The 21102-nt window shown below is 61.9% G+C and carries 15 protein-coding genes; 4 read left to right on the plus strand and 11 right to left on the minus strand.

Annotated elements, in window-relative coordinates; translation table 11 throughout:
• Positions 1-268: 268 nt before the first annotated feature.
• Positions 269-1225: a tRNA 5-methoxyuridine(34)/uridine 5-oxyacetic acid(34) synthase CmoB gene (gene cmoB / locus ACQZ2L_RS16185; RefSeq protein WP_430326950.1), complete on the minus strand. Its 957-nt coding sequence runs from the start codon at positions 1223-1225 to the stop codon at positions 269-271.
• Entirely contained in the window at positions 1222-1965 is a 744-nt protein-coding gene (gene cmoA, locus ACQZ2L_RS16190) for a carboxy-S-adenosyl-L-methionine synthase CmoA (protein WP_430326951.1), read from the minus strand. Before cmoA ends, cmoB begins: the two co-directional genes overlap by 4 nt.
• A 254-nt stretch (positions 1966-2219) precedes the next feature.
• Here cmoA and ACQZ2L_RS16195 point away from each other — a divergent pair, with 254 nt between their 5' ends.
• Together ACQZ2L_RS16195 and ACQZ2L_RS16200 are read left to right on the plus strand one after the other, a co-directional pair.
• Positions 2220-3407 (plus strand): alpha-xenorhabdolysin family binary toxin subunit A, encoded by a 1188-nt coding sequence (locus tag ACQZ2L_RS16195; protein ID WP_430326952.1) that lies wholly within the window; start codon positions 2220-2222, stop codon positions 3405-3407.
• A gap of 4 nt (positions 3408-3411) precedes the next feature.
• On the plus strand, positions 3412-4386 hold the full coding sequence (locus ACQZ2L_RS16200) for an alpha-xenorhabdolysin family binary toxin subunit B (protein ID WP_430326953.1): 975 nt from the start codon (positions 3412-3414) through the stop codon (positions 4384-4386).
• A gap of 9 nt (positions 4387-4395) precedes the next feature.
• Here the strand turns inward: ACQZ2L_RS16200 and ACQZ2L_RS16205 are convergent, their stop codons facing one another.
• From ACQZ2L_RS16205 to ACQZ2L_RS16225, 5 genes are all read right to left on the minus strand, one after another.
• Positions 4396-4785, minus strand: coding sequence for a protease inhibitor I42 family protein (locus ACQZ2L_RS16205; protein WP_430326954.1), 390 nt, complete (start codon positions 4783-4785; stop codon positions 4396-4398).
• A gap of 108 nt (positions 4786-4893) precedes the next feature.
• Positions 4894-7314: an endopeptidase La gene (lon, locus tag ACQZ2L_RS16210; RefSeq protein ID WP_430326955.1), complete on the minus strand. Its 2421-nt coding sequence runs from the start codon at positions 7312-7314 to the stop codon at positions 4894-4896.
• Between the two features lie 161 nt (positions 7315-7475).
• Positions 7476-9887, minus strand: a complete 2412-nt coding sequence (locus ACQZ2L_RS16215) for a glucose/quinate/shikimate family membrane-bound PQQ-dependent dehydrogenase (protein ID WP_430326956.1) — start codon at positions 9885-9887, stop codon at positions 7476-7478.
• Positions 9888-9912: 25 nt separating this feature from the next.
• Positions 9913-11259 (minus strand): carbohydrate porin, encoded by a 1347-nt coding sequence (locus ACQZ2L_RS16220; RefSeq protein WP_430326957.1) that lies wholly within the window; start codon positions 11257-11259, stop codon positions 9913-9915.
• A 239-nt stretch (positions 11260-11498) separates the two neighbouring features.
• Positions 11499-13547 carry a TonB-dependent receptor gene (locus tag ACQZ2L_RS16225; protein WP_430326958.1) on the minus strand — a complete coding sequence of 683 codons (2049 nt, stop codon included), beginning with the start codon at positions 13545-13547 and terminating at the stop codon, positions 11499-11501.
• A gap of 128 nt (positions 13548-13675) precedes the next feature.
• On the opposite strand from ACQZ2L_RS16225, the gene ACQZ2L_RS16230 reads away from it, so the two are divergent.
• Together ACQZ2L_RS16230 and ACQZ2L_RS16235 are read left to right on the plus strand one after the other, a co-directional pair.
• A complete protein-coding gene (locus ACQZ2L_RS16230; protein WP_314877416.1) occupies positions 13676-13897 on the plus strand; it encodes a VF530 family protein in 222 nt (73 codons plus the stop codon).
• Positions 13898-14539: a Pr6Pr family membrane protein gene (locus ACQZ2L_RS16235; RefSeq protein WP_430326959.1), complete on the plus strand. Its 642-nt coding sequence runs from the start codon at positions 13898-13900 to the stop codon at positions 14537-14539.
• 240 nt (positions 14540-14779) lie between these two features.
• Here the strand turns inward: ACQZ2L_RS16235 and ACQZ2L_RS16240 are convergent, their stop codons facing one another.
• From ACQZ2L_RS16240 to ACQZ2L_RS16255, 4 genes are all read right to left on the minus strand, one after another.
• A complete protein-coding gene (locus ACQZ2L_RS16240) occupies positions 14780-15541 on the minus strand; it encodes a siderophore-interacting protein (protein ID WP_430326960.1) in 762 nt (253 codons plus the stop codon).
• Positions 15541-16071 (minus strand): PadR family transcriptional regulator, encoded by a 531-nt coding sequence (locus ACQZ2L_RS16245; RefSeq protein ID WP_430326961.1) that lies wholly within the window; start codon positions 16069-16071, stop codon positions 15541-15543. Before ACQZ2L_RS16245 ends, ACQZ2L_RS16240 begins: the two co-directional genes overlap by 1 nt.
• A gap of 135 nt (positions 16072-16206) precedes the next feature.
• On the minus strand, positions 16207-19326 hold the full coding sequence (locus ACQZ2L_RS16250) for a transglycosylase domain-containing protein (protein ID WP_430326962.1): 3120 nt from the start codon (positions 19324-19326) through the stop codon (positions 16207-16209).
• 130 nt (positions 19327-19456) lie between these two features.
• Positions 19457-21076, minus strand: a complete 1620-nt coding sequence (locus ACQZ2L_RS16255) for an FMN-binding glutamate synthase family protein (protein ID WP_430326963.1) — start codon at positions 21074-21076, stop codon at positions 19457-19459.
• Positions 21077-21102 lie beyond the last annotated feature (26 nt).

Consider the following 21102-nt stretch of genomic DNA (forward strand, 5'->3'; position numbering starts at 1 on the left):
GGGAGAGGGATTGTCGACCCTGAAGCTGGATCAAGGTCAAGCGCGCGATAGTACGCCAGGCGCAGGGCGGATCGGTGGTGATAACGGATCTGTAATCAGCGCGTCATCTGGCGGTTAGCCAGATGTTGCTGATTAAGCCAATTGGGGCTGCTTTGCAGCCCTTCGCGGCGGTCCGGCGTCCCGGTGAACCCGCTCCCACAGATTAAGGCGGCGCTGCAAAATACTGTGGGAGAGGGCTTGCCCGCTTGGCTTAACCGTGCAGCCTGGTTTACTTACGCGCCAGGATCGTCGCCCGACGCGGGGCAGGCAGGCCTTCGATGGTGCGGCTGTGGTCCTTCGGGTCGAGGAAGTCGCTCAGGGACTGGTAGCGCATCCACTCGGTGCTGCGCTGTTCTTCGACACTGGTTACGCTGACGTCGACGCAGCGCACGTCACTGAAGCCAGCGCGCCGCAGCAGGCGCTCCAGTGCCGGTACCGATGGCAAGAACCAGACATTGCGCATCTGCGCATAGCGGTCTTCGGGAACCAGCACTTGGTTCTCGTCACCTTCGATGACCAGGGTTTCCAGCACCAGCTCACCGCCTTTTACCAGGCAGTCCTTGAGCGCCAGCAAGTGCTCGATGGGCGAACGACGGTGATAGAACACACCCATGGAAAACACCGTGTCGAAGCCTTCGAGGTTGGCGGGCAGCTCTTCCAGGGCGAATGGCAGGTGCCACGCCGGCAGCTCGGGCAGGTACTTCTGCACTGCCTGGAACTGACAGAAGAACAGCCAGTTGGGGTCGACTCCGACCACCATGTCAGCGCCGGCGCCGAGCATGCGCCATTGGTAATAGCCATTGCCGCAGCCGACATCCAGCACGCGCTTGCCGGTCAGGTCCAGGTGCGGGCTGACCCGCGCCCATTTCCAGTCCGAATGCCATTCGGTGTCGACATGCACGCCGAACAGGTCGAACGGGCCCTTGCGCCAGGGTGAGAGGCCCATCAAAGCCTGCTGCAGCTGAGTGCGCGTCGCCTCATCGCAGCGGCTGTCCAGGCGCAGGCCATCGACCAGGTCAACTTCACTGGGCTGCAGCTCAGGCAGCGCCTCGAGCGCGCCACGCCAGCGCTCGAGGTCGCCGTGGCCTTTTTCCATCTTGCTGGCCAGTTGCGCTTGCAGGCCTTGCGACCAGGTAGCCAGCGGGGTGCCCGCCAGGCGGCGGACCAAGGGAGATAAATCGATCATGGCAGGGCTATCAACGAGGCGAAGTTAAGGCATTGGAACCACGGCACCACTTTCGAGAACCCGGCAGCACGCAGGCGGGCCTGATGGGTCTCGAGGGTGTCGGGTTTCATTACATGTTCGATGGCGCTGCGCTTCTGGGCAATTTCCAGTTCGCTGTAGCCGTTGGCGCGTTTGAAATCCAGGTGCAGGTCGTTGAGCAGCGCCTGCTCCTGATCATCGGCGAAGTGCAGTTTTTCCGAGAGGATCAACGCGCCTCCAGGCAGCAGGGCCTGGCGGATCCGCGTCAGCAGCTCGAGGCGCTGGCCGGGGGCGACGAATTGCAGGGTGAAATTCAGCGCCACTACCGAAGCCGGCTCGAACTCCAGGCTGAGGATATCGGCTTCCATGACCTGCACCGGCAGCAGCTCCTGGAACATCGAGTCCTGGGCGGTGAGGTACTGGCGGCAGCGCTCGACCATCGCCGCCGAGTTGTCCACCGCGATTACCCGGCAGCCGTCACTGCGCACATGGCGGCGCAGTGCCTGGGTCACCGCACCCAGCGATGCCCCCAGGTCGTACAACGCGGTGTCGGGTTGAGCAAAACGCGCGGCGAGCACGCCGAGGTTTTCGACGATGGTCGGGTAGCCGGGCACCGAGCGTTTGATCATGTCCGGGAACACCCGCACCACGTCCTCGTTGAAAGCGAAGTCAGGCACCTGGTCCAGGGGCCGGGCGAAGAGGCGGTCAGGGTCTGTGCTCACGGTGTGCTCGGGCGAAAAAAACAGGGGCGACATTCTAGCCAAGCCAGGCCTTGCTGGATACGGGCCTGGCGTGAACGGTCGGTGCCCGGGGGGAATCGCCCTGCGCTCGCCAAGCGCATATCCGTCAACCGGGGGCGAAATGTACTGCTTGGTTGCAGACCTTGTGGCGACTGCCAGTGCGACGCCCGCGCCGTATTGTCGGGGTGTTTCAACGACCCCTTGGCTCTGTGCCCTTGCCCTATAAGGATGGCCCTATGGACGTGAAGGAAAATCAATCCCTCGCGAAACTTGATGTACAACAACAAGCTGAACTGGTCCCGAAGCAGTACTTCCAGGCCATCAGCGACACTGAATTGACCGACTCACAGCCAGCACTGATCTTCAGTCGCGAGAACCTGCTGGTGATCAAGCGGTACGTACGGCGAGTGCTGGAACTGCCGAGCAACCGCGAGGTGCTGGGAGAATGGATTGATTTCGAGCTTTTCAAGCTCAACGCTGATGAGATCCACGAGACCTTCGAGGACCTGCGCAAACACGTGTTGGGTTGGGATCCACTTGAACGTGAAACCCAGGCTCTGGGCACGACCCTGGAAAACTTCGCAGAGATCTTCACCCGCGAAGGTGCAGAGTTGGTCAGCACTGCGCGCAACATGAGAGTTTTGCGCGGCGGTCGCTTGGCCGATGTCAGTGATGAGCTACTGGAAGGATGGGCGCCTGTTGCCCTCGAGCCGGGCGTCAGAGTCGACGCCTTCGGGTCCATCGAGGATCTGCTGCTTGATCTGCAAGTGGAGATAGATCGGGTAGATGCTGATATCAAGCAGCTCTGCGACAGGGCTGATCGTTTTTACAACGATATAGAGCAAATCCTGCTGCCAAAGATCAGCGCGCTGGAAACGGACCTGGGGCGGATAACTCGCGACGCATTGATCATCCGCATCACCGACGCCATGAGCAAACTGGATGAAGAGATCGACGTGAAGTCAGCGGAGATCAGCACGTTTACCGAGTACCAGTTTTTCGGCATGGTCTTCGGACCTGCCGGGGCTATTGTCACCCACGCGATTTTTGGCAGCGACGCCAAGGCTGCCAAGGAAAGCAAGAACGCGCTACTTCGTCAACGCGACGAGCTCGCTCGCAGCCTGGACGCGGTCTCGCCGCAACTGGCCCAGCTGAAGAATCTGGTCAGCCTGATGGTTGATATGAAAGAGCGCTTGAGACACGTCAACACCTCGGCCTGGAACCTGCGCTGGGTGTTGCGCTCGCTGGGCAATCACATTTCCTTGAGCAAGCAGTCCCTGGCGGATATCGACACCGATGTCAGCCTGGAACGTTTCGTTCGCCGTTTCGAAAGGATCGTACGGCCGTGGCACATGATCGGCAACATCTCCGCGGAGTTGACTCAAGTATTCAACGATGTGGTGAAAAATTATGATCAGGAGTGATGATATGGAACGTCAACAAGATGTAATGCAGTATCCAAGCGTTCGCACGCAGCGCGCGCTTCAAGGCGACATCTCGCGGCTGGTGCACGGGCAGATGTCGGCCTTGCCCGCAGTGGTGCGTGAAAATGCTGGCGACTTGCTGCGCCTGATCAGAGAGTGCGACGGCCTGATGGGCGATAGTGTGCTTAACGCCTCGATTATGCTTACTCACCAGAACTGGCTTGAGATTCAGGCTGTTGCAGGCCCACAAGCCGCAGCCCATACGGCGGATCTTAGAAAAGACATCGAAGAAGATATGCTGCGCCTGCGTGGGCGATTGACGAGCCTATGCCAGGCGATCGGCAGCAAGGTGCAGACTGTACGCAGTTTTCCCCTGAGTGACTTGAGCGAGCGCCTGTTATCGCTGAATGCCACCCGACTGACTGTTGCGACGGACGTTGAGCGGATCGAGCAGACCCTTCAGCAACTGCAAGCGACCCGCCAGGATCTCGATGTAATTATCAAAACCTTCGAAGCGCCAAGCCTGCTGAGCGTGATCAAAGGCATGATTCCGACCGAGAGTGAAGTCGATTTGATGTTCAGTGTGGTGAAGAAGCCAACTGTCTCGAAGGAGCTGGTCACCGCCGCCCTGAACAAATTTGAAGCGAACATAGACGTCATCGGGGAAGGCCGTCGTTTCAGCGATCTGGTGGCTTCGAGGGAACGCCTCGTAGGGCGCATTCGCGAGCAGCAAACCGCGCTCGCGGCATTGCAGTCAGTACTGCAGCCCACCGAGCAGGAGTTGGCGCAGATTCCTCATATGGCAACGGTGGGCGCATTACGCGACAGCTGGGTGGCGGAAGCTGACAAGCTCGTCAGTTGCTGGCAGACCGGTCAGGACACGGCCAACGCGGCGACAGAACTTGCAGATCTCGCCAGCGCATTGAAGGCGTTGGCGGGCTATCTGGGAGGGGTGCGCAATTGTTACGAAGCGGGTTGATACCGCGTCTCAGCGCACGATGACCTTGCACTCGAACGTTTGCACGGGAACCACTTCTGGCGCCCACGGCTGTTGATACACCAGCAACAGCGTACCCTCGCCGCTGGCTGCGGCCTGGAAGCGCCAGGTGGACGAACCTGCGGTACCAACCATGCCATTCTGCTCAGGTGAACTGTAGACCTCCGCGCCGCGTGCCTGGAGGACTGCGGCGGCCGAGTCTTTCAGTGTCCAGCGATAGCCAGTGGTGGGGTTGCTGGGCAGGGTCACGGTCAAGCTCTGGCCAATCTGCAGGCGCTGTGGGCATTCACCTTCAGAGTTGAGCTCGATGCCACTCGGCCGATGGCTACACGCGGCAAGCATTGCCAGGCTCAGAGGAAGCAGCAGACGAAGGACGGTCATGGATACTCCAGCACAATTCAATGCGCTGAGGATAACCCAAGCATTTCAAACTGTAAGCTCGTTTGCAGCGGAGCCAGAACGGCTCCGCTGTTTTTGCCGTCCAGTGATTTAGAACAGGACCTTGGCCACGTCGGCAAAGCGCTTGGCAAAGTGCACGGTCAGGCCCTCACGCAGGTAGTCCGGCAGCTCTTCGAAGTCGCCGCGGTTGGCCTCGGGCAGGATCAGCTCGAAAATCTTCTGACGCTTGGCCGCGATGACTTTCTCGCGCACGCCACCAATCGGCAGCACCTGCCCGGTCAGGGTCAGCTCGCCGGTCATGGCCACGCCTTTTTTCGGCACCTGGTCACGGGCCAGGGATAGCAGCGCGCTGGCCATGGTGACCCCGGCGCTTGGGCCATCCTTGGGCGTCGCACCTTCAGGCACGTGCAGATGGATGAACGCCTCGTTGAAGAAGGCTGGGTCGCCGCCGAATTGCTTGAGGTTGGCGCTGACATAGCTGTAGGCGATTTCCGCTGACTCTTTCATCACGTCGCCGAGCTTGCCGGTCAGCTTGAAGCCACGGTTGAGGGTATGGATGCGGGTCGCTTCGATCGGCAGTGTAGCGCCACCCATGCTGGTCCAGGCCAGGCCGGTGATGACACCTTTGCCAGCCATCACTTGCTCGCTGCGGAACACTGGCATGCCCAGCGCTGTTTCAAGATCCTTGGGTCCAATCTTGAGCTTGGCGGTGGGATCCTCCAGCAGCTTCATGACCGACTTGCGTACCAGTTTGCCCAACTGCTTTTCCAACTGACGCACACCCGCCTCGCGGGCATAGCCGTCGATCACCAGGCGCAGTGCGGAGTCGCTGATCGTCAGGCTGGTCTTGGCCACTCCGGCTTTTTCCAGCTGCTTGGGCCACAGGTGCCGCTTGGCGATGGCCAGTTTTTCTTCGGTGATATAGCCAGACAGGCGAATCACTTCCATCCGGTCGAGCAGCGGCCCGGGGATCGAGTCAAGGGTGTTGGCGGTGCACACGAACAACACTTTGGACAGGTCCAGGCGCAGATCCAGGTAGTGGTCGAGGAAGTCGACGTTCTGCTCAGGGTCGAGGGTTTCCAGCAAGGCCGAGGCGGGGTCGCCCTGGTAGCTCTGGCCCATCTTGTCGATCTCATCGAGCATGATCACCGGGTTCATCACTTCGACATCTTTCAGCGCCTGCACCAATTTGCCCGGCTGGGCGCCGATGTAGGTGCGGCGGTGGCCCTTGATCTCGGCTTCGTCGCGCATGCCGCCGACACTGAAGCGGTAGAACGGCCGGCCGAGCGACTCGGCGATCGACTTGCCGATGCTGGTCTTGCCCACCCCGGGCGGGCCGACCAGCAACACGATCGAGCCACTGATCTCGCCTTTCCAGGCGCCGACGGCGAGGAACTCAAGAATGCGGTCCTTGATGTCATCCAGTCCGGCGTGATGCTGGTCGAGCACTTTGCGTGCGTGCTTGAGGTCAAGCTTGTCTTTGCCGTAAATGCCCCAGGGCAGGGCGCTGGCCCATTCCAGATAGTTGCGGGTGACGGCGTACTCCGGCGAGCCGGTTTCCAGAATCGCCAGCTTGCCCATCTCTTCATCGAGGCGTTTTTTTGCAGCCGGGGGCAGGGTCTTGCCCTCCAGACGCTGCTTGAACTGTTCAAGGTCGGCGCTGCGGTCGTCCTTGGTCAGGCCAAGCTCCTGCTGGATGACCTTGAGTTGCTCCTTGAGGAAAAACTCGCGCTGGTGCTCGCCGATCTGCCGGTTGACCTCTGCCGAGATCTCGTTCTGCAGGTGGGCGACTTCGACTTCCTTGCGCAGCATCGGCAAGACTTTTTCCATGCGTTTGAGCATGGGCACGCAGTCGAGTACTTCCTGCAGTTGCTTGCCGGTGGCCGAGGTCAGTGCCGCAGCAAAGTCGGTCAGCGGCGACGGGTCGTTGGGGCTGAAGCGGTTGAGGTAATTTTTCAGCTCTTCGCTGTACAGCGGATTGAGCGGCAGCAGCTCCTTGATCGCATTGATCAACGCCATGCCGTAGGCCTTTACCTCATCGGTCGGCTCGGTCGACTGACGCGGGTACTCGACTTCGACCAGATACGGCGGGCGGTGGTGTTTGAGCCAGGTGCGGATACGCACCCGGGTCAGGCCCTGAGCAACGAACTGCAGCTTGCCGTTCTCGCGGCTGGCGTGGTGAACCTTGACCAGCGTGCCGTACTCGGGCAATGCCGAGGTGTCGAAATGGCGGTGATCCTCGGGTGGGGTGTCCATGAAGAACAACGCCAGCGAGTGATGATCGGTCTTGGCCACCAGGTCGAGGGTTTCTGCCCACGGCTCTTCGTTGACGATCACCGGCAACACCTGCGCGGGGAAGAACGGGCGGTTATGGATCGGGATCACGTAGACTTTGTCCGGCAGCTGCTGGCCAGGCAGGGCCAGGGCATGGCCAGGGATGGCGGCGCCTTCGAGATGTTCGATTTCGCTGTGTTCGTCGGGGTGTTCCGAATGATCCTGCTGGTCGCTCATGAGGCACCTGAGTTAATGACTATGGTGCTTAGATGGGGCAAAGGCCGGTGGGTTTCAAGCCATCGCAGATGAAGACGTTAGCGCGCCATTTATTAGGGGCCAAAAAAAGCGGAACCGTAAAGGTTCCGCTTGTTTATGCTGGTGATGCGCTGGCGCGGGGTTTAGTCGGCCAGTTTGTAAGCGATGATGTAATCGCCCATCTTGGTGCCCAGCGAACCGTGGCCGCCGGCGGTTACCAGCACGTACTGCTTGCCGTCCTTGCCGGTGTAGGTCATCGGCGTGGCTTGGCCACCTGCGGGCAGGCGCGCCTTCCACAGCTCGGCACCGTTGTGCACGTCATAGGCACGCAAGTATTGGTCGAGGGTGCCGCTGAGGAAGCCGACGCCGCCCGCAGTGACCATCGAACCGCCCATGCTTGGCACGCCGACCGGCATACCGATCGGGATCGGCGTGCTGTCGCGGGTGGTGCCGTTCTTGTGCTTCCACACCACCTTGTTGGTGAACAGGTCGATTGCGGCCACATAGCCCCAGGCCGGCGCTTGGCACGGCACGCCCAGTGGCGACATGAACGGGTGCATGATTACGGCGTACGGAGCACCGCTGTTAGGCTGCACGCCGCTGGTTTCACTTTCGCGCTTGCTGTCGGCAGCGACTTGCTCGCGCGGCACCATCTTCGACACGAAGGCCATGTAGTTGGGCGAGGTGAACATCAATTGGCGCACCGGGTCGATCGACACGCTGCCCCAGTTGAACACACCGACGTTGCCGGGGTAGATCAGACTGCCCTGTTCCGACGGCGGGGTGTATTGGCCTTCGTAGCGCAGTTCACGGAACTGGATGCGGCAGAGCATCTGGTCAAACGGGGTGGCGCCCCACATGGCCTGTTCGGTCAGGTCCGGGCCCAGCAGGTTGAGGTCGGAGCGGGCCTGGGTCGGTGCAGTGTGGTCGCCCTTGACCGCGCCTTGCGGCACCGGGATCTCGCGGATCGGCACAATCGGCGTGCCGTCGCGACGGTCAAGCACATACAGGCTGCCCTGCTTGGTTGGCACGATCACCGCTGGCTTGATGCCGTCATCGGTCTTAAGGTGCATCAGGGTCGGCTGGCTGCCGACGTCCATGTCCCACAGGTCGTGGTGAGTGAACTGGTAGTTCCAGCGGGCCTTGCCGGTGGCCAGGTCCAGGGCAACGATGCCGGCGCTGTACTTCTCGGCGCCCGGGGTTCGATCCGCGCCCCACTGGTCAGGAGTCTGGTTGCCCAGTGGCAGGTAGATCATGCCCAGGTCTTCATCGACGCTGGCGATCGACCACATGTTGGCCGAGTTGCGGCTGTAGGTCTTGCCAGGTGCCAGTGGCTTGGTGTCGTCCGGGTTGTTGCTGTCCCAGTTCCACACCAGATGACCGTCGTGCACATCATAGGCGCGGATCACGCCGGACGGTTCATTGGTCGACTCGTTATCGGTGACATGGCCGCCGATGATCACCAGATCGCGGGTGATCGCAGCAGGCGAGGTCGAGTAGTAACCACCTGCGGTGAACGGGCCAATGCCGGTGGTCAGATCGATGACGCCCTGGTTGGCGAAGCCTTCGCAGACCTTGCCGGTGTCGGCGTTGATGGCGATCAGACGCGCATCGGCGGTCGGCAGATACAGGCGGCGCGGGCAGGCCTGGGCAACGACCTGGCCAGCATCGGAAATTTTCGGCGCCGGGCTGCCGTCACGGCTGACGTAGCGGTTCTCGTCATAGTAGGACGCGCCCCGGCAGGTCATGTGGGCGAAGCCTTTGAAGGTGCCTACCGGGCTTTTCACTTGCGGGTCGAAGCGCCAGATTTCGGCACCGGTGTCCGGGTCCAGGGCCAGCAGCTTGCTGTGAGCAGTGCACGCGTAGAGCATGCCGTTGACCTTCAGCGGCGTGTTCTGGTTGGTCAGCTCGACCGGGTCGTTTTCGGTCGGCAGGTCGCCGGTGCGGATGCGCCAGGCTTCTTCCAGGCGGTAGGCATTCTGCGCGGTGATCTGGCGCAGCGGCGAGTAGCGGTCGCCGTGCTCGGTACGGCCATACGCCTGCCAGTCGCCGTCAGGCATGGCCGGGGCGGTGCTGGCCATTTCGCTGCTGTCGCGATTGAACTCGCCGCGGATCTCGCCCGGGTGCGTGAACTGGCTGGCCAGCGCGGTGGCGCCGGAGGCAACTACGGCAACGCTGAGCAGCGCGGTGTTGACGCGGGAGGCCGGGCCCAGCAGCGGACGGCGTGCCCACGGCAGCAGCAGGACTACGCCAAGCGCAAACCAGATGGCCAGGCGCGGCACCAGTTGCCACCAGTCCAGGCCGACTTCCCACAGCGCCCAAGCGGTGCTGGCCAGCAGCACTACGCCGTACACGCCGAGGGCGATCTGCCGTTTGGCCAACAGCAGGATGCCGCTGACGGCAAAGCCGATGCCGGCCAGCAGGTAGTAAAGCGATCCGCCCAGCTGGCTGAGCTTGATACCGCCGGCCAGCAGGGCCAGGCCCATCAGCAACAGCAGCACGCCTAGCAGGCGCGGTAGCCAGCGGGTTCCGGTTTTGGCACCGTCAGTGCTCATCAAAGGTACTCCGTGAAAGTTGAGGTCAGAAACTGCTTTGAATCTTCAGGCCGGCGATCAGCGCGTCGTCGACTGCCGATACGCCGCCCGGATGGCGGATGTACTGCAGATTGGGACGCACAGTGAGCCAGTCGGCCAGGTGCACGCCGTAGTAAAGCTCGGCGCTGTATTCGGTGTCTTGCACAGGCAGGTAGCCGGGATTGTCGTAATCATCGATGCCGGCCGCCTGATTGGCCAGACGGGCGTTCTTGCGGTAGCCGGGGTTGACGTGCACGCGGGCGAGGGCGAAACCGATGTCGTCCTTGGCCCGGGCATCGAATGGCCCCTTGTACACCACACCTGCCTGAACATAGTTGTCGATGGCATTGGTCTTCTTGTCGTGCAACGTGGCATTGGCAAACAGGCTCAGGCCGCGTGACTGGTCGGACGCCTGCGAGGTTACCTGCTGCTGCGCGCCGAGCCAGAAACCGTGTTTGCTCGAGCGGCTGCGGTAGGCAGCGCCGCTGATCGCGGCGGGTTGGCCACTGCTGTCGCGCAGTACGTCCTGAGCCTTGGCATTACTGTAGTAGTAGCCGGCGCGATATTCCCCTGCAAGTCCATTGACCTGTGGGCTCCAGACCAGTTCGATCGGCATCACCGCGCCCTGGGTGCCGCTGCCGCTGAGCTTGAAGCCATTGCCCGATTCGAGGTTGGAAGGGTTTTGCTCGAACACGCCGACCTGGGCGTACAGCGTATCGCTGAGGTTGTAGCGCACGCGCAGGGCCCATTGGCTGACCGGCCAGTTGTACCAGATGCCGCCAACCCAGTTGCCGACCTGCGAGCCGCAGAACGCCAGGTTCTGGAAGTCGCAGGGGAAGCTGTTGAAGTCTTCGCCTTCACCGAAGCGGCCGAATTTCACGTCGAGGGCGCCGTCGAAGTACTTCTGCTTGATCCACAACTGGGTCAGGCGCCAGGTCTGACCACGGCCCCAGACTTCCTGGGCGGAGGTAAAGCCACCCACGCGCGGGTCATTGATGCGGTCGTTGCTGATGTTCTGGCCGTGGCGCTCGGTTACCGTCAGCTGCACCTCGGTGGCGTTCCAACCGAGGATCTTCTGCAGGTCCAGGTGGCTGCCAAAGGTGAACTGGTCGCTGTAGCGTGCGGTGCGGTCATGGTCGTAGCCGCCATGCAGGTTGCTGCCCATTTCACCGGTGTAGCCGAGGGTGAAGTCGTAGCCGCGCTCGCGCAGGTCAGTGCGGCTGCCGTTCCAGTCGCCAAGCATCCACGGTGAGTCACTGGCGAACATTTCACCGGCAAACGTGGCGGGGGCTGCGCCGCAGAGGAGGGCGGACACGCCTAGGGCGGCATAACGAATACGGGGTAGCTGGAGCATGAGATAGCGCTATCTTTGGGTGGGCAAAAAATAGCCAAGCGCATCGAAGAGCACGCTTTCGATGGCATATGGCTGCAAAAATATGAGGTGAAGCGATTCAGTGCGGCGGGAGGATATAGCGGAAGCGGGAATAAAAAAAGACAAAATGTCGCACTTGATTGTTACTCAGGCAGCAACAATCGAGCCGAGACACTGCCGTCGGCTCATCAAGCCGACAGCAATGCCCATCGTGCAATTACTCAGAACGTCGTGCGCAGGCCAACCTCGACACTCCGCCCAGGCGCTGGGGCAATGTCGCGCAGGATGGAGCTGGCGTAACGCACCGTCTGATTGGTCAGGTTCTCACCGCGAACAAATGCCAGCCACTCGCTCTGGCCGACATCGAAGCCGTAGCCGACGCTTGCGCCCAAGGTGGTGTAACCGTCAGTGCTGGTCTCGTTGGACGGCTTGCGCTGCTGCGAGGCTGCATGTTGCACATCGACCCTCGCCTGCCAGCGATCCAGCGACCAGAGCAGGCCGCTGTTGAGCCGTAGCGGCGCGATCCGTGGCAGCGGCTGACCACTGTCGAGGTTGTTGGCGCGGGTGTAATCACCTGACAGTTCCAGGGCAAAGCTGCCGTAGCGGTTTTCCAGCAGTTGCCAGCGATCCTGCGCTTCGATGCCATAGAAGCGCGCACGTACACCTTGGTACAGGTACTCGGGAATGTCGCCATGGTCATGATCGTGATCGTGATCGTGGTCATCATCGCCATCATGATGATGCCCCTCACGCAGATTGCCGCTGCCGATCAGGCCAATGTAATTGCGAAAGTGGCTATAGAACACGCCGACACTGCCCTTGTGCGTGCCATTGTCAAAACGCAAGGCCAGGTCGGCGGCGATTGCCTTTTCCTTGTTCAGGCTGGCATCACCTACTTCATAGGCACCGGTCGCTACGTGCGCACCATTGGCATACAGCTCATAGAAGGTCGGCGCGCGCTCGGTGTAGCCGAGGTTGGCGGCCAGCGACCAGATCGGGTCAAGCTGATACACCGCGCCTGAAGACAGGCTCACGGCGTTGAAGGTGCTGGTGCTGTCAGCGGCGGCGAAGTCCTCGTTGCCCTTGGCGTCCGGATCTACCCGGGTGTGTTCCAGGCGGGCACCGAAGCTCAGGTTCAAGCGCTCGCTGGCCTGCCACTGCTCCAGCAGAAACAGCGCCAGGCTGTCGGTGTCGGTATGCGGCACGAAGGCTTCTTCACCCAGCGCGGAGAACTGATTGCGGCTGACTTGCGCGCCAATCACCCCTTCCACTGGCCCAAGCGGCTGATGCCTGGCCTCGATGCGCGCCTCGTAGCCTTTGTTCTTGAAGGTGGTGTGCACTTCACCGCTTTCGATTTCGCGGTGCTGGTAATCGGTGTAGCCGGCGTCGACCTTGACCGAGCTGAACGGGCCGTCCAGATCGCGCAGTTCAGAGGCGAAACCATAGTGGTCCTGCTGCATGTCCAGACGCACGCCGGGCTCGGCAACCGAGCCGTAGTTGCTGTCGTAACGGCTGTAGGAAAACCCGCTGTAACCGTGCTCCCAGTGATAGGCGCCGCCAATCGCGCCGCCGTCCTGGCGCCCATCGCTGTTCTCCAGGCGGTGTTTGCTGCCCGGCTCGGCGCTGTCGCGAACCTTGCCGCTGCGCGCGTACCCGGGAATGCGCAGGTCATTGAACTGACGGCTGTTGGCATCCAGGTGCAAGGCGAAGCTGCCGTCACCGGCTTCGAGCTTGCCGGCGCTGCTGCGGGTGGTATCGGCGCCGCCGTAGCGCAGCTCACCTGAACCGTGAATGCCGTCGATGGGGGCATCGGGAATGCGGTTGTCGAAGGTGTTGACCACGCCGCCGATGGCATTGCCGCCATACAGCAGCGCCGCTGGGCCGCGGACGATTTCAACCCGCTCGACGGTGACCGGGTCCAGTGGCACCGCATGGTCATACGACAGCGACGAGGCATCCAGCGCGCCGACGCCGTTGCGCAGGATACGAATGCGATCACCGTCCAGCCCGCGAATCACCGGGCGGCTGGCCCCCGGGCCAAACCAGGTGGAAGCGACCCCAGGCTGCTTGTTGAGGGTTTCGCCGAGGCTGGCGTGCTGCTGGTGGAGTAGCTCGTCGCCCTCGAGCACTGTACTTGGCGCGGCGAGTTGAGCGTTGCCCAACGGATTGGCAGTAATAACCTGTGGCTGCAGTTCAACGGCGTGGCTGGCGGGGGAGGCCAACCAAAGGGCAGCGGCAAGCGGGGAAAGGCGCAGCGGTAGCGGCAACATGAGATCAAGCGTTCCTTGGCAAGGTATTAGTATTGTTACACTATAACATTGCTTGATTGGGCGCTGGCCAGAGGTTTTTGCTTCTACACTCGTGTAATCTGCGCCTCTTTTTACCGCAGGAGCCCCGCATGAGCACGGCCAACCACAACGCATTGCACGGCAAGACGCTCGAGCAGATCCTCACCGAGCTGGTGGCTCACTACCAGTGGCAAGGCCTGGCCGAACGCATCGACGTGCGTTGCTTCAAGAGTGATCCGTCGATCAAGTCGAGCCTGGCCTTTTTGCGCAAGACGCCGTGGGCACGAGAGAAGGTCGAGTACCTGTACATCAAACTGCAGCGCAAAAACTGAGTGCCTCGTCATCCATGGCTGAGCCTGGCAGCCCTGCTGGGCTGGTTCGGCTTGAGTGTGCAGCTGTACCTGGTGTTGCTGGCGCGCTGGCAAGAGCAGGCCAGCCTGATTGGCGGGTTGATCAATCTGTTCGGCTTTTTCACCGTTTTAAGCAACACGCTGGTGGCGACCGTGCTGAGTTACGCGGCGTTTGGCCACGCCACGGCGGCGCGGCGTTGGTTCCTGTCGCCGCGGGTCAGCTCAGGCATTGCCGCCAGCATTGTGCTGGTGTCGATTGCCTACAGCGTGCTGCTGCGTCACTTGTGGCATCCCCAGGGCTGGCAATGGATTGCGGACGAGTTGCTGCACGACGTGATGCCGCTGCTGTTTATAGTGTATTGGTGGCGAGTGGTGCCCAAGGGTGAGCTGCGCCTGGCTGACCTGGGCTGGTGGAGCCTGTATCCGGCGGTGTACTTCGCCTATACGTTGTGGCGTGGGCAGCAGATCGGGGTTTATCCCTATCCGTTCATTGATGTCGCCAGCCTTGGTTATGGGCAGGTGATGATCAATGCGCTGGTGGTGTTGGTTGCGTTTTGGGCGATCGGGCTGGTATTGCTCGGGCTGGATCGCTGGCGCGGTCGGCGAACGACGCGGTTCCCGTAGGAGCGGCCTTGCCGGGGCGCCGGACCGGTCGGAAAGGGCTGCGTAGCGGCCCCACACTTTCAGCTTCGCCGCTGATATCGCCGGGCCAGCTTCGCTGGCCTTTCGCGACACAAGGCCGCTCCTACAATGACCGCGCATGCCGATGGTACGCGGTCCCTGTAGGAGCGGCCTTGTGTCGCGAAAGGGCCGCAAAGCGGCCCCAGATCCGCAGATCCGCAGATCCCCAAATCCCAACAGAGACTACTCGTCATCAGTACTGCCCTCGGCACGCCAATAGGCGGCGGCCTTCAACGCATCCTCGTTAACGCCTTTTTCCAGCAGCAAGGCCTTGGCCTGCCGAGTCAAAGATTTCTCCAGCGCGACCCAGCTGTATAACTCGCCCTCAGGCAATGGCAACTCGCGGATCAGCGCCAGCAGATCCTGCTTGTCACGTTGCACCCAGATTACCTCGACCTCAGCCTTGCTCGGCAGCGGCTGGCGTTCCTGGTCGTCGGCAATCTGAATCAGCGCGACCACCTGGCGACCCGCCGGCAGCTCGTGCAAGCGCCGGGCAATGGCCGGGATCGCCGTCTCGTCACCAATCAGCAGGTAGCTGTCAAAAATGTCCGGCACCACCAGCGAAGCCCTTGGCCCGGCGATGTTCAGCACTTGGCCTGGCTCAGCCTGAGCAGCCCAGGTCGAGGCGGGGCCGTCGCCATGCAGGACGAAGTCGATATCCAGCTCGCCGCTGGCCAGGTCATAGCGGCGCGGGGTGTACTCGCGCATGGTCGGCCGAGCGCCACCGTCGCGGCCCGACTGACGCGCGTCGATGGCCGCCTGTTCGGCAGCGGTCACGCCGAACAACAGTTTGATATGGTCGTCGCTGCCGAGGCTGACAAAACCTGCCAGCTCAGGCCCGCCAAGGGTGATGCGGCGCATGCGCGGAGTCAGATCGGTCACCCGCAGTACCTGCAGCCGACGCTGTTTGATTTCGTGATTGACGCGGTGAATGCTGTTGTTCATCAAGTGTTCTCCGTGACGGAATCGGCCGGGCCGGCGGCAATGGCCTTGGCGGTGTCGTTGAGCAGGTTGCTGACCCGCTCGATCTCGGCGCTGCTCCAGCGGCCGCTGTGCATATGCAGCGCATGGCGCAGGTTGCCGACGGCCTCATGAATTTCCGCTGGGCGATCATGGCCGCGCAGTGCCCGCTTGCTGACTTCGATGCGCATACGCACGCCATCGACGGCAACGGCTTGCTCGGTCAGGGCGCAGCGACCGGCATCGGTAATGGCGTAAAGGCGTTTGCTGCCCTGGACCTGGCCGCTGATCAGTTCGGCTTCCTCAAGGAAATTCAGGGTTGGATAGATCACGCCCGGGCTCGGGCTGTAGCTGCCATCGAATAAAGCCTCGATCTGGCGAATCAGGTCATAACCATGCCCGGCCTGTTCGGCAAGCATGGCCAGCAGCAGCAATTTCAGATCGCCCGGGGCAAATACCCTCGGGCCGCGTTCGCCGCGGGCGGGGCGGCGGTCGAAGGGATCATGATCACGCATGGTATAAAGGCTCCGTCTGCGATATATCGTTAGATACTACTCAAGATATATCTTAAGACAAGCCAGAGATAGTGATGATTCTCATTTGATTATTCGATCAGTCACCCCCGGGTTGTCCGGACGGTGACTGTGCTGTCAGTGATTGACCGCTAACTGAGGTGGTTTGCACTCGGTGCTACTGCCCGGTTCGAGATACGGCATCAGGATCGGTGCCATCCCTTTCAGCGCCTGTACCGGCAACGCCGAAGTGAAAGTGAAGGCCTCCGCCGTGCGCCCTGGCACAAAGGCGGTGAGGGTGCCGAAGTGGTTGTCGCCCAGGAAGAACACGAAGGTTGCGGTGCGGTTCAGCGAGCGCGAACCAATCAGCCGACCGCCGGCACCAAAGCTCTCGATGCGGTTGTCGCCGGTACCGGTCTTGCCGCCCATCACCAGTGGCGTGCCATCGTGCAGCTTGAAGCTGCCGGAGATACGCCTTGCCGTACCGGCGTCTACCACTTGCGACATCGCGCCTTTAAGCGCGCGGGCGACTTCAACCGGCAGAATCCGCTTGCCGCGGTCCGGGTCGCTGATCAGCTTGGTCTCATACGGCGTGTTGGCGGCGAAATGCAGGGTGTCGAGACGCAGTGTCGGCAAGCGCACGCCGTCGTTCTGGATGATCCCGACCAGCTCGGACAGCGCCGCCGGGCGATCGCCCGAGCTGCCGATGGCGGTGGCCAACGATGGCACCAGGTGATCGAACGGATAGCCGACCTGCTTCCAGCGTTGATGGATATCGAGAAACGCCTCGATCTCGACCATGGTCCGAATGCGGCTGTCACGGGCACCCTGATGGCGGCTCTTGAACAGCCAGCCGTAGACTTCCTGGCGCTCAAAGCGGCCGGCATTGAGCATCTCGCTCAGGCTCGCGCCGGGGTTTTTCAGCAGGTAACCGAGCAGCCAAAGGTCAAGCGGGTGCACTTTGGCGATAAAACCCTGGTCGGGCAGGTCGTATTTGCCGGGGCCGTAGCTGTCGTACATCTGCGACAGGCGCCCGTCGTCGAGCTTGGCCAACGCCTTCTTGTCGTTTTTGCTGTGCGCGCGGACAAAGGCGTTGAAAGTCTCCTGGGAAGCCTCCGGGAACAGGTAGCGGTGCACTGCGGCCAGCCGCTGCGGGGTGACCCGCATGCTGTCGAGGAAGGTATCCAGGCGCTGTTGCGAGGTCTTGCGCTGGTACTTTTTCCAGAAGCGCATGAGGTAGTTGCTGCCTTCGCGATCAGCAAAGCGTGCCAGGTATTCCTGCCGGCGCGGGTCGCCGTCGTCCTTGAGCAGCATCGTCCGGTTGAACGGTTGCTGATAGGTGACATAGCGGACGATGTCGCGCATCAGGCGAATGAACGGCAGGTTGATCGACTCGCGCAGTGCGTCCTTGAGGGTCGGGTTGCGACCGTTGTCTTCCTTGCGGAAGTTGTTGAACACATGCATGCCGCCGCCGGTGAAGAATGCCTCGCCGGTATTGGCCGAGTATTTGCGCTCAAGTGCTGCGTCGAGCATCGCATCAAGGTTTTGATTCTTGCTGTTGAGGGTCAGCCATTCCAGCGACCATTGGGTCAACCGATCCAGCTCGGCGACCTCTACCTTCTTCAGCTCACTGACCGGCTTGCCGGCATATTTGTCGTGCAGCTCGGCGATGATCTGCAGGTAGGTAGTGAGCACCCGCAGCTTGGCGGTGGAGCCCAGCTCGAGCTTGCTGCCCTCGTTGATATCGAAGGCCTGGTCGGTACTGTCGGTTTGCACACGAACCCGCGAGCCATCGGCGGTACGTTCGAACAGAGTGAAGCTGTAGCGCACCTGGTCGGTGGTCTTGCTGGTCAGCAGGCGCTCGCCGATCAAGCCCATCTCCCCGGCAAAAGCCGGGTCGGAGAGTTTTTTCAGGTAGTCGCTGACCTGGTTCTGCAGATCACCCTGCAGGGTGCTGGTGGCCGACAGGTCGAGGCGGTCGAGGTCATACAGGGGCCGGTTGAGCATCCCGGCCAGGCGGTTGCGGGCCAGGCTGATGCCCTTGTTGGTGATGATCGGGACGATGGTCGGCTGCGCTACCCAATCGCGATAGCGCGCTTTGCTGGCCAGCGCGGCATCCGCCAGTGGCCGCTCGATGATATTCGCCGCCGCCAGCACGCGAATATGCGAGTCGGTCAGTTCGGCCAGCTCGACACGGCCTTTGGACAGGTAATGCGATGGCCGGCGCTGTGCGATCATCAACGACAGCACCTGGCGCAGGGCCAGGCCGCGTTCGGCGAGGCTGTCGGCATCGGTGGCGGTCGAGGCGAGGGCGCGGTTGACCTGATCGAAGTCGGCGCCGTACCAGACGCGCAGACCCTCGGCCATGCCGTGCACCTCACCGTGGCCAGGCACTGCCGACAGCGGCACGCTGTTGAGATAGTCGCGCACGATGCGCTGGCGCGATTCGGTGGTGTCAGGGCCGCCCTTGTACGCGCGCACGCTTGCCGAGAGCATCTGGCGCAGCTTTTCGCTCCCCGAGACGGTCAGGCCGTCCGGTGAGTGGCGGTATTTCTCCAGCTGGGTGGCCAGCGTGCTGCCGCCGGCCGACTGGCCGGGCAGGGCAAAGTACTTGGCAATCTGGCTGTAGGCGGCCTTGGCGAAGCGTGGCCAGTCCACTGCCGGGTTGTTGCGCGGGTCGGCCGGGTCGAGCAGGTCGCGGTTCTCGATAAACAGCAGGCTCTTGACCATCACCGGCGGGATCGCCGCAAAATCCGGGTACAGGTGCTGCGGGTAGTTGTACTGGTAGAGCATGTCACCGCGGCAATCGGTGATGGTCAAACCCGCCTGGATCTTTTCGACAAAAGGCACGAACAGGCCATGGTCGACATAGTCCATCAGCGCCGGAGAAAAGCGCACCTGCTCGCTGATCAGGTAATCGCGCTTGAGCAGACGCGGCAGGAATTCACCCAGCGCGCTGTAGCCCAGGCGCTTGTCGAAAGGCCCTTCACCGGGGTAGACGATGGCATCGCTCGGGCCCGGCTCCAGGCTGTAGGTCAAGGTCGCGGCCAGGCGGCTGAATTCGCGCGACTGCAGGTGCGAGGTCTGCATTTCGTCATAGGCCGCAAAGCCGATGGCGATCATCGCCAGCAGTACGATCAGAATGATCAATCGCCACCACAACCTGCGCTGACGCGGTGGTTTTGGCGGCGGAGCATTATCCAGACCTGCTTCAGGTGCTTGGGTGCTGGAGGGTTCCGATTGCCACTGTGCGCCCATAGTCATCTATCCGGCCAAGTAATTTCGTCTTGCGTGTCTGAAGCTTAGACGCTGACCGCAGCAGGTGAAAATTTTGTGAGCGGCAGCGCCAGCATGCCCCGCTGACACTGCCGACACCTGCTGCAAACGCTTAGGCGGCCTGCTCGCTGTGCGGCTCGAAGCTGTCGGCCCGGGCCAGTTGCCACATCCGCGAATAGAACTGGCCATCGACCTCGCCGGTGAGCAGCTCGCCCGGTTTGAGGAACACGTGCATCTGCGAGAACAGCTTGATTTCGGTTGCCGAAATCCGCCGTACCAAGTGCTTGGCCTCCAACTGCGCCGGGTGCTCCAGGCCGGCCGCCGCGAGCATTTCGGCCAGCGCGCGCAGGGTGTTGTGGTGGAAGTTGAGCACGCGGTTGGCTTTGTCCGGCACCACCAGCGCTCGCTGGCGCAGCGGATCCTGGGTGGCGACGCCAGTCGGGCACTTGTTGGTGTGGCAGCTTTGCGACTGAATGCAGCCGATGGCGAACATGAAGCCCCGCGCCGAGTTGGCCCAGTCGGCCCCAATGGCCAGCACGCTGGCGATGTCGAAGGCGCTGACGATCTTGCCGCTGGCGCCCAGCTTGATCTTGTCGCGCAGGTTCAGCCCTACCAGGGTGTTGTGCACGAACAGCAGACCCTCGCGCAGAGGCACGCCGATATGGTCGGTGAACTCCACGGGCGCTGCGCCGGTACCGCCTTCCTTGCCGTCGACGACGATGAAGTCGGGCAGGATGCCGGTCTCGAGCATGGCCTTGGCGATGCCCATGAATTCCCACGGGTGGCCCAGGCAGAACTTGAAACCAACCGGCTTGCCGCCGGACAGCTCGCGCAGTTGGGCAATGAACTGCATCAGCTCGATGGGCGTTGAGAAGGCGCTGTGACGGGACGGCGAGATGCAGTCTTCACCCATCAGAATGCCGCGAGTCTCGGCAATTTCGGCGGTGACCTTGTGCTTGGGCAGGATCCCGCCATGGCCGGGCTTGGCGCCCTGGCTCATCTTGATCTCGATCATCCGCACCTGCGGGTTGCGTGCCTGTTCGGCAAAGCGCTCGGGGTCAAAGCGGCCGTCGGCGGTGCGGCAGCCAAAGTAGCCGCTGCCCAGCTCCCAGGTCAGGTCGCCGCCGTGTTCGCGGTGATACGGGCTAATGCTGCCTTCCCCGGTGTCATGGGCGAAGTTGCCCAGCTTGGCGCCTTGGTTGAGTGCGCGAATGGCGTTGGCGCTAAGCGAGCCAAAGCTCATCGCCGAGATGTTGAAGATCGATGCAGAGTACGGCTGGGTGCACTGCGGGCCGCCGATGATGATCCGGAAACTGGCTGGGTCGGCCAGCGGCGCCGGGCGCATCGAATGGCCGATAAACTCGAAGCCCGACTGGTAGACGTCGATCAGGGTGCCGAAGGGCTTGTCCGACGCCTCGTTCTTGGCCCGCGCATACACCAGCGAGCGCTGCGCGCGGGAGAACGGCAGGGCGTCGCTGTCGGATTCCAGCAGGTACTGGCGGATTTCCGGGCGAATGGCCTCGACCAGGTAGCGAATGTTGCCCAGTATCGGGTAATTGCGGCGCACTGCATGGCGCTTTTGCAGCAGGTCGAATACGCCGATCAGGCTCAGTACGGCGCTGGTCAGAGTGAGCGGCCAGAGCCACTCATGATGGATAAACGGCAGGCTGGCGAAGGTGAACAGGACGGATGCGGCGAAGAAGGCATAGCGGCTGAGGAGTGACAGGCTCATACGAAATCCTTGCGATGGCTCGGTCA

Source organism: Pseudomonas shirazensis (assembly GCF_050496565.1).
Lineage (GTDB): Bacteria > Pseudomonadota > Gammaproteobacteria > Pseudomonadales > Pseudomonadaceae > Aquipseudomonas > Aquipseudomonas shirazensis_A.

What these genes read in the sequence shown, in the direction of transcription:
- cmoB (WP_430326950.1), bottom strand. Translation starts at nt 1,225, where the DNA reads ATGATCGATTTATCTCCCTTGGTCCGCCGCCTGGCGGGCACCCCGCTG.
- ACQZ2L_RS16195 (WP_430326952.1), top strand. Translation starts at nt 2,220, where the DNA reads ATGGACGTGAAGGAAAATCAATCCCTCGCGAAACTTGATGTACAACAA.
- ACQZ2L_RS16200 (WP_430326953.1), top strand. Translation starts at nt 3,412, where the DNA reads ATGGAACGTCAACAAGATGTAATGCAGTATCCAAGCGTTCGCACGCAG.
- ACQZ2L_RS16205 (WP_430326954.1), bottom strand. Translation starts at nt 4,785, where the DNA reads ATGACCGTCCTTCGTCTGCTGCTTCCTCTGAGCCTGGCAATGCTTGCC.
- lon (WP_430326955.1), bottom strand. Translation starts at nt 7,314, where the DNA reads ATGAGCGACCAGCAGGATCATTCGGAACACCCCGACGAACACAGCGAA.
- ACQZ2L_RS16215 (WP_430326956.1), bottom strand. Translation starts at nt 9,887, where the DNA reads ATGAGCACTGACGGTGCCAAAACCGGAACCCGCTGGCTACCGCGCCTG.
- ACQZ2L_RS16220 (WP_430326957.1), bottom strand. Translation starts at nt 11,259, where the DNA reads ATGCTCCAGCTACCCCGTATTCGTTATGCCGCCCTAGGCGTGTCCGCC.
- ACQZ2L_RS16225 (WP_430326958.1), bottom strand. Translation starts at nt 13,547, where the DNA reads ATGTTGCCGCTACCGCTGCGCCTTTCCCCGCTTGCCGCTGCCCTTTGG.
- ACQZ2L_RS16230 (WP_314877416.1), top strand. Translation starts at nt 13,676, where the DNA reads ATGAGCACGGCCAACCACAACGCATTGCACGGCAAGACGCTCGAGCAG.
- ACQZ2L_RS16240 (WP_430326960.1), bottom strand. Translation starts at nt 15,541, where the DNA reads ATGAACAACAGCATTCACCGCGTCAATCACGAAATCAAACAGCGTCGG.
- ACQZ2L_RS16245 (WP_430326961.1), bottom strand. Translation starts at nt 16,071, where the DNA reads ATGCGTGATCATGATCCCTTCGACCGCCGCCCCGCCCGCGGCGAACGC.
- ACQZ2L_RS16250 (WP_430326962.1), bottom strand. Translation starts at nt 19,326, where the DNA reads ATGGGCGCACAGTGGCAATCGGAACCCTCCAGCACCCAAGCACCTGAA.
- ACQZ2L_RS16255 (WP_430326963.1), bottom strand. Translation starts at nt 21,076, where the DNA reads ATGAGCCTGTCACTCCTCAGCCGCTATGCCTTCTTCGCCGCATCCGTC.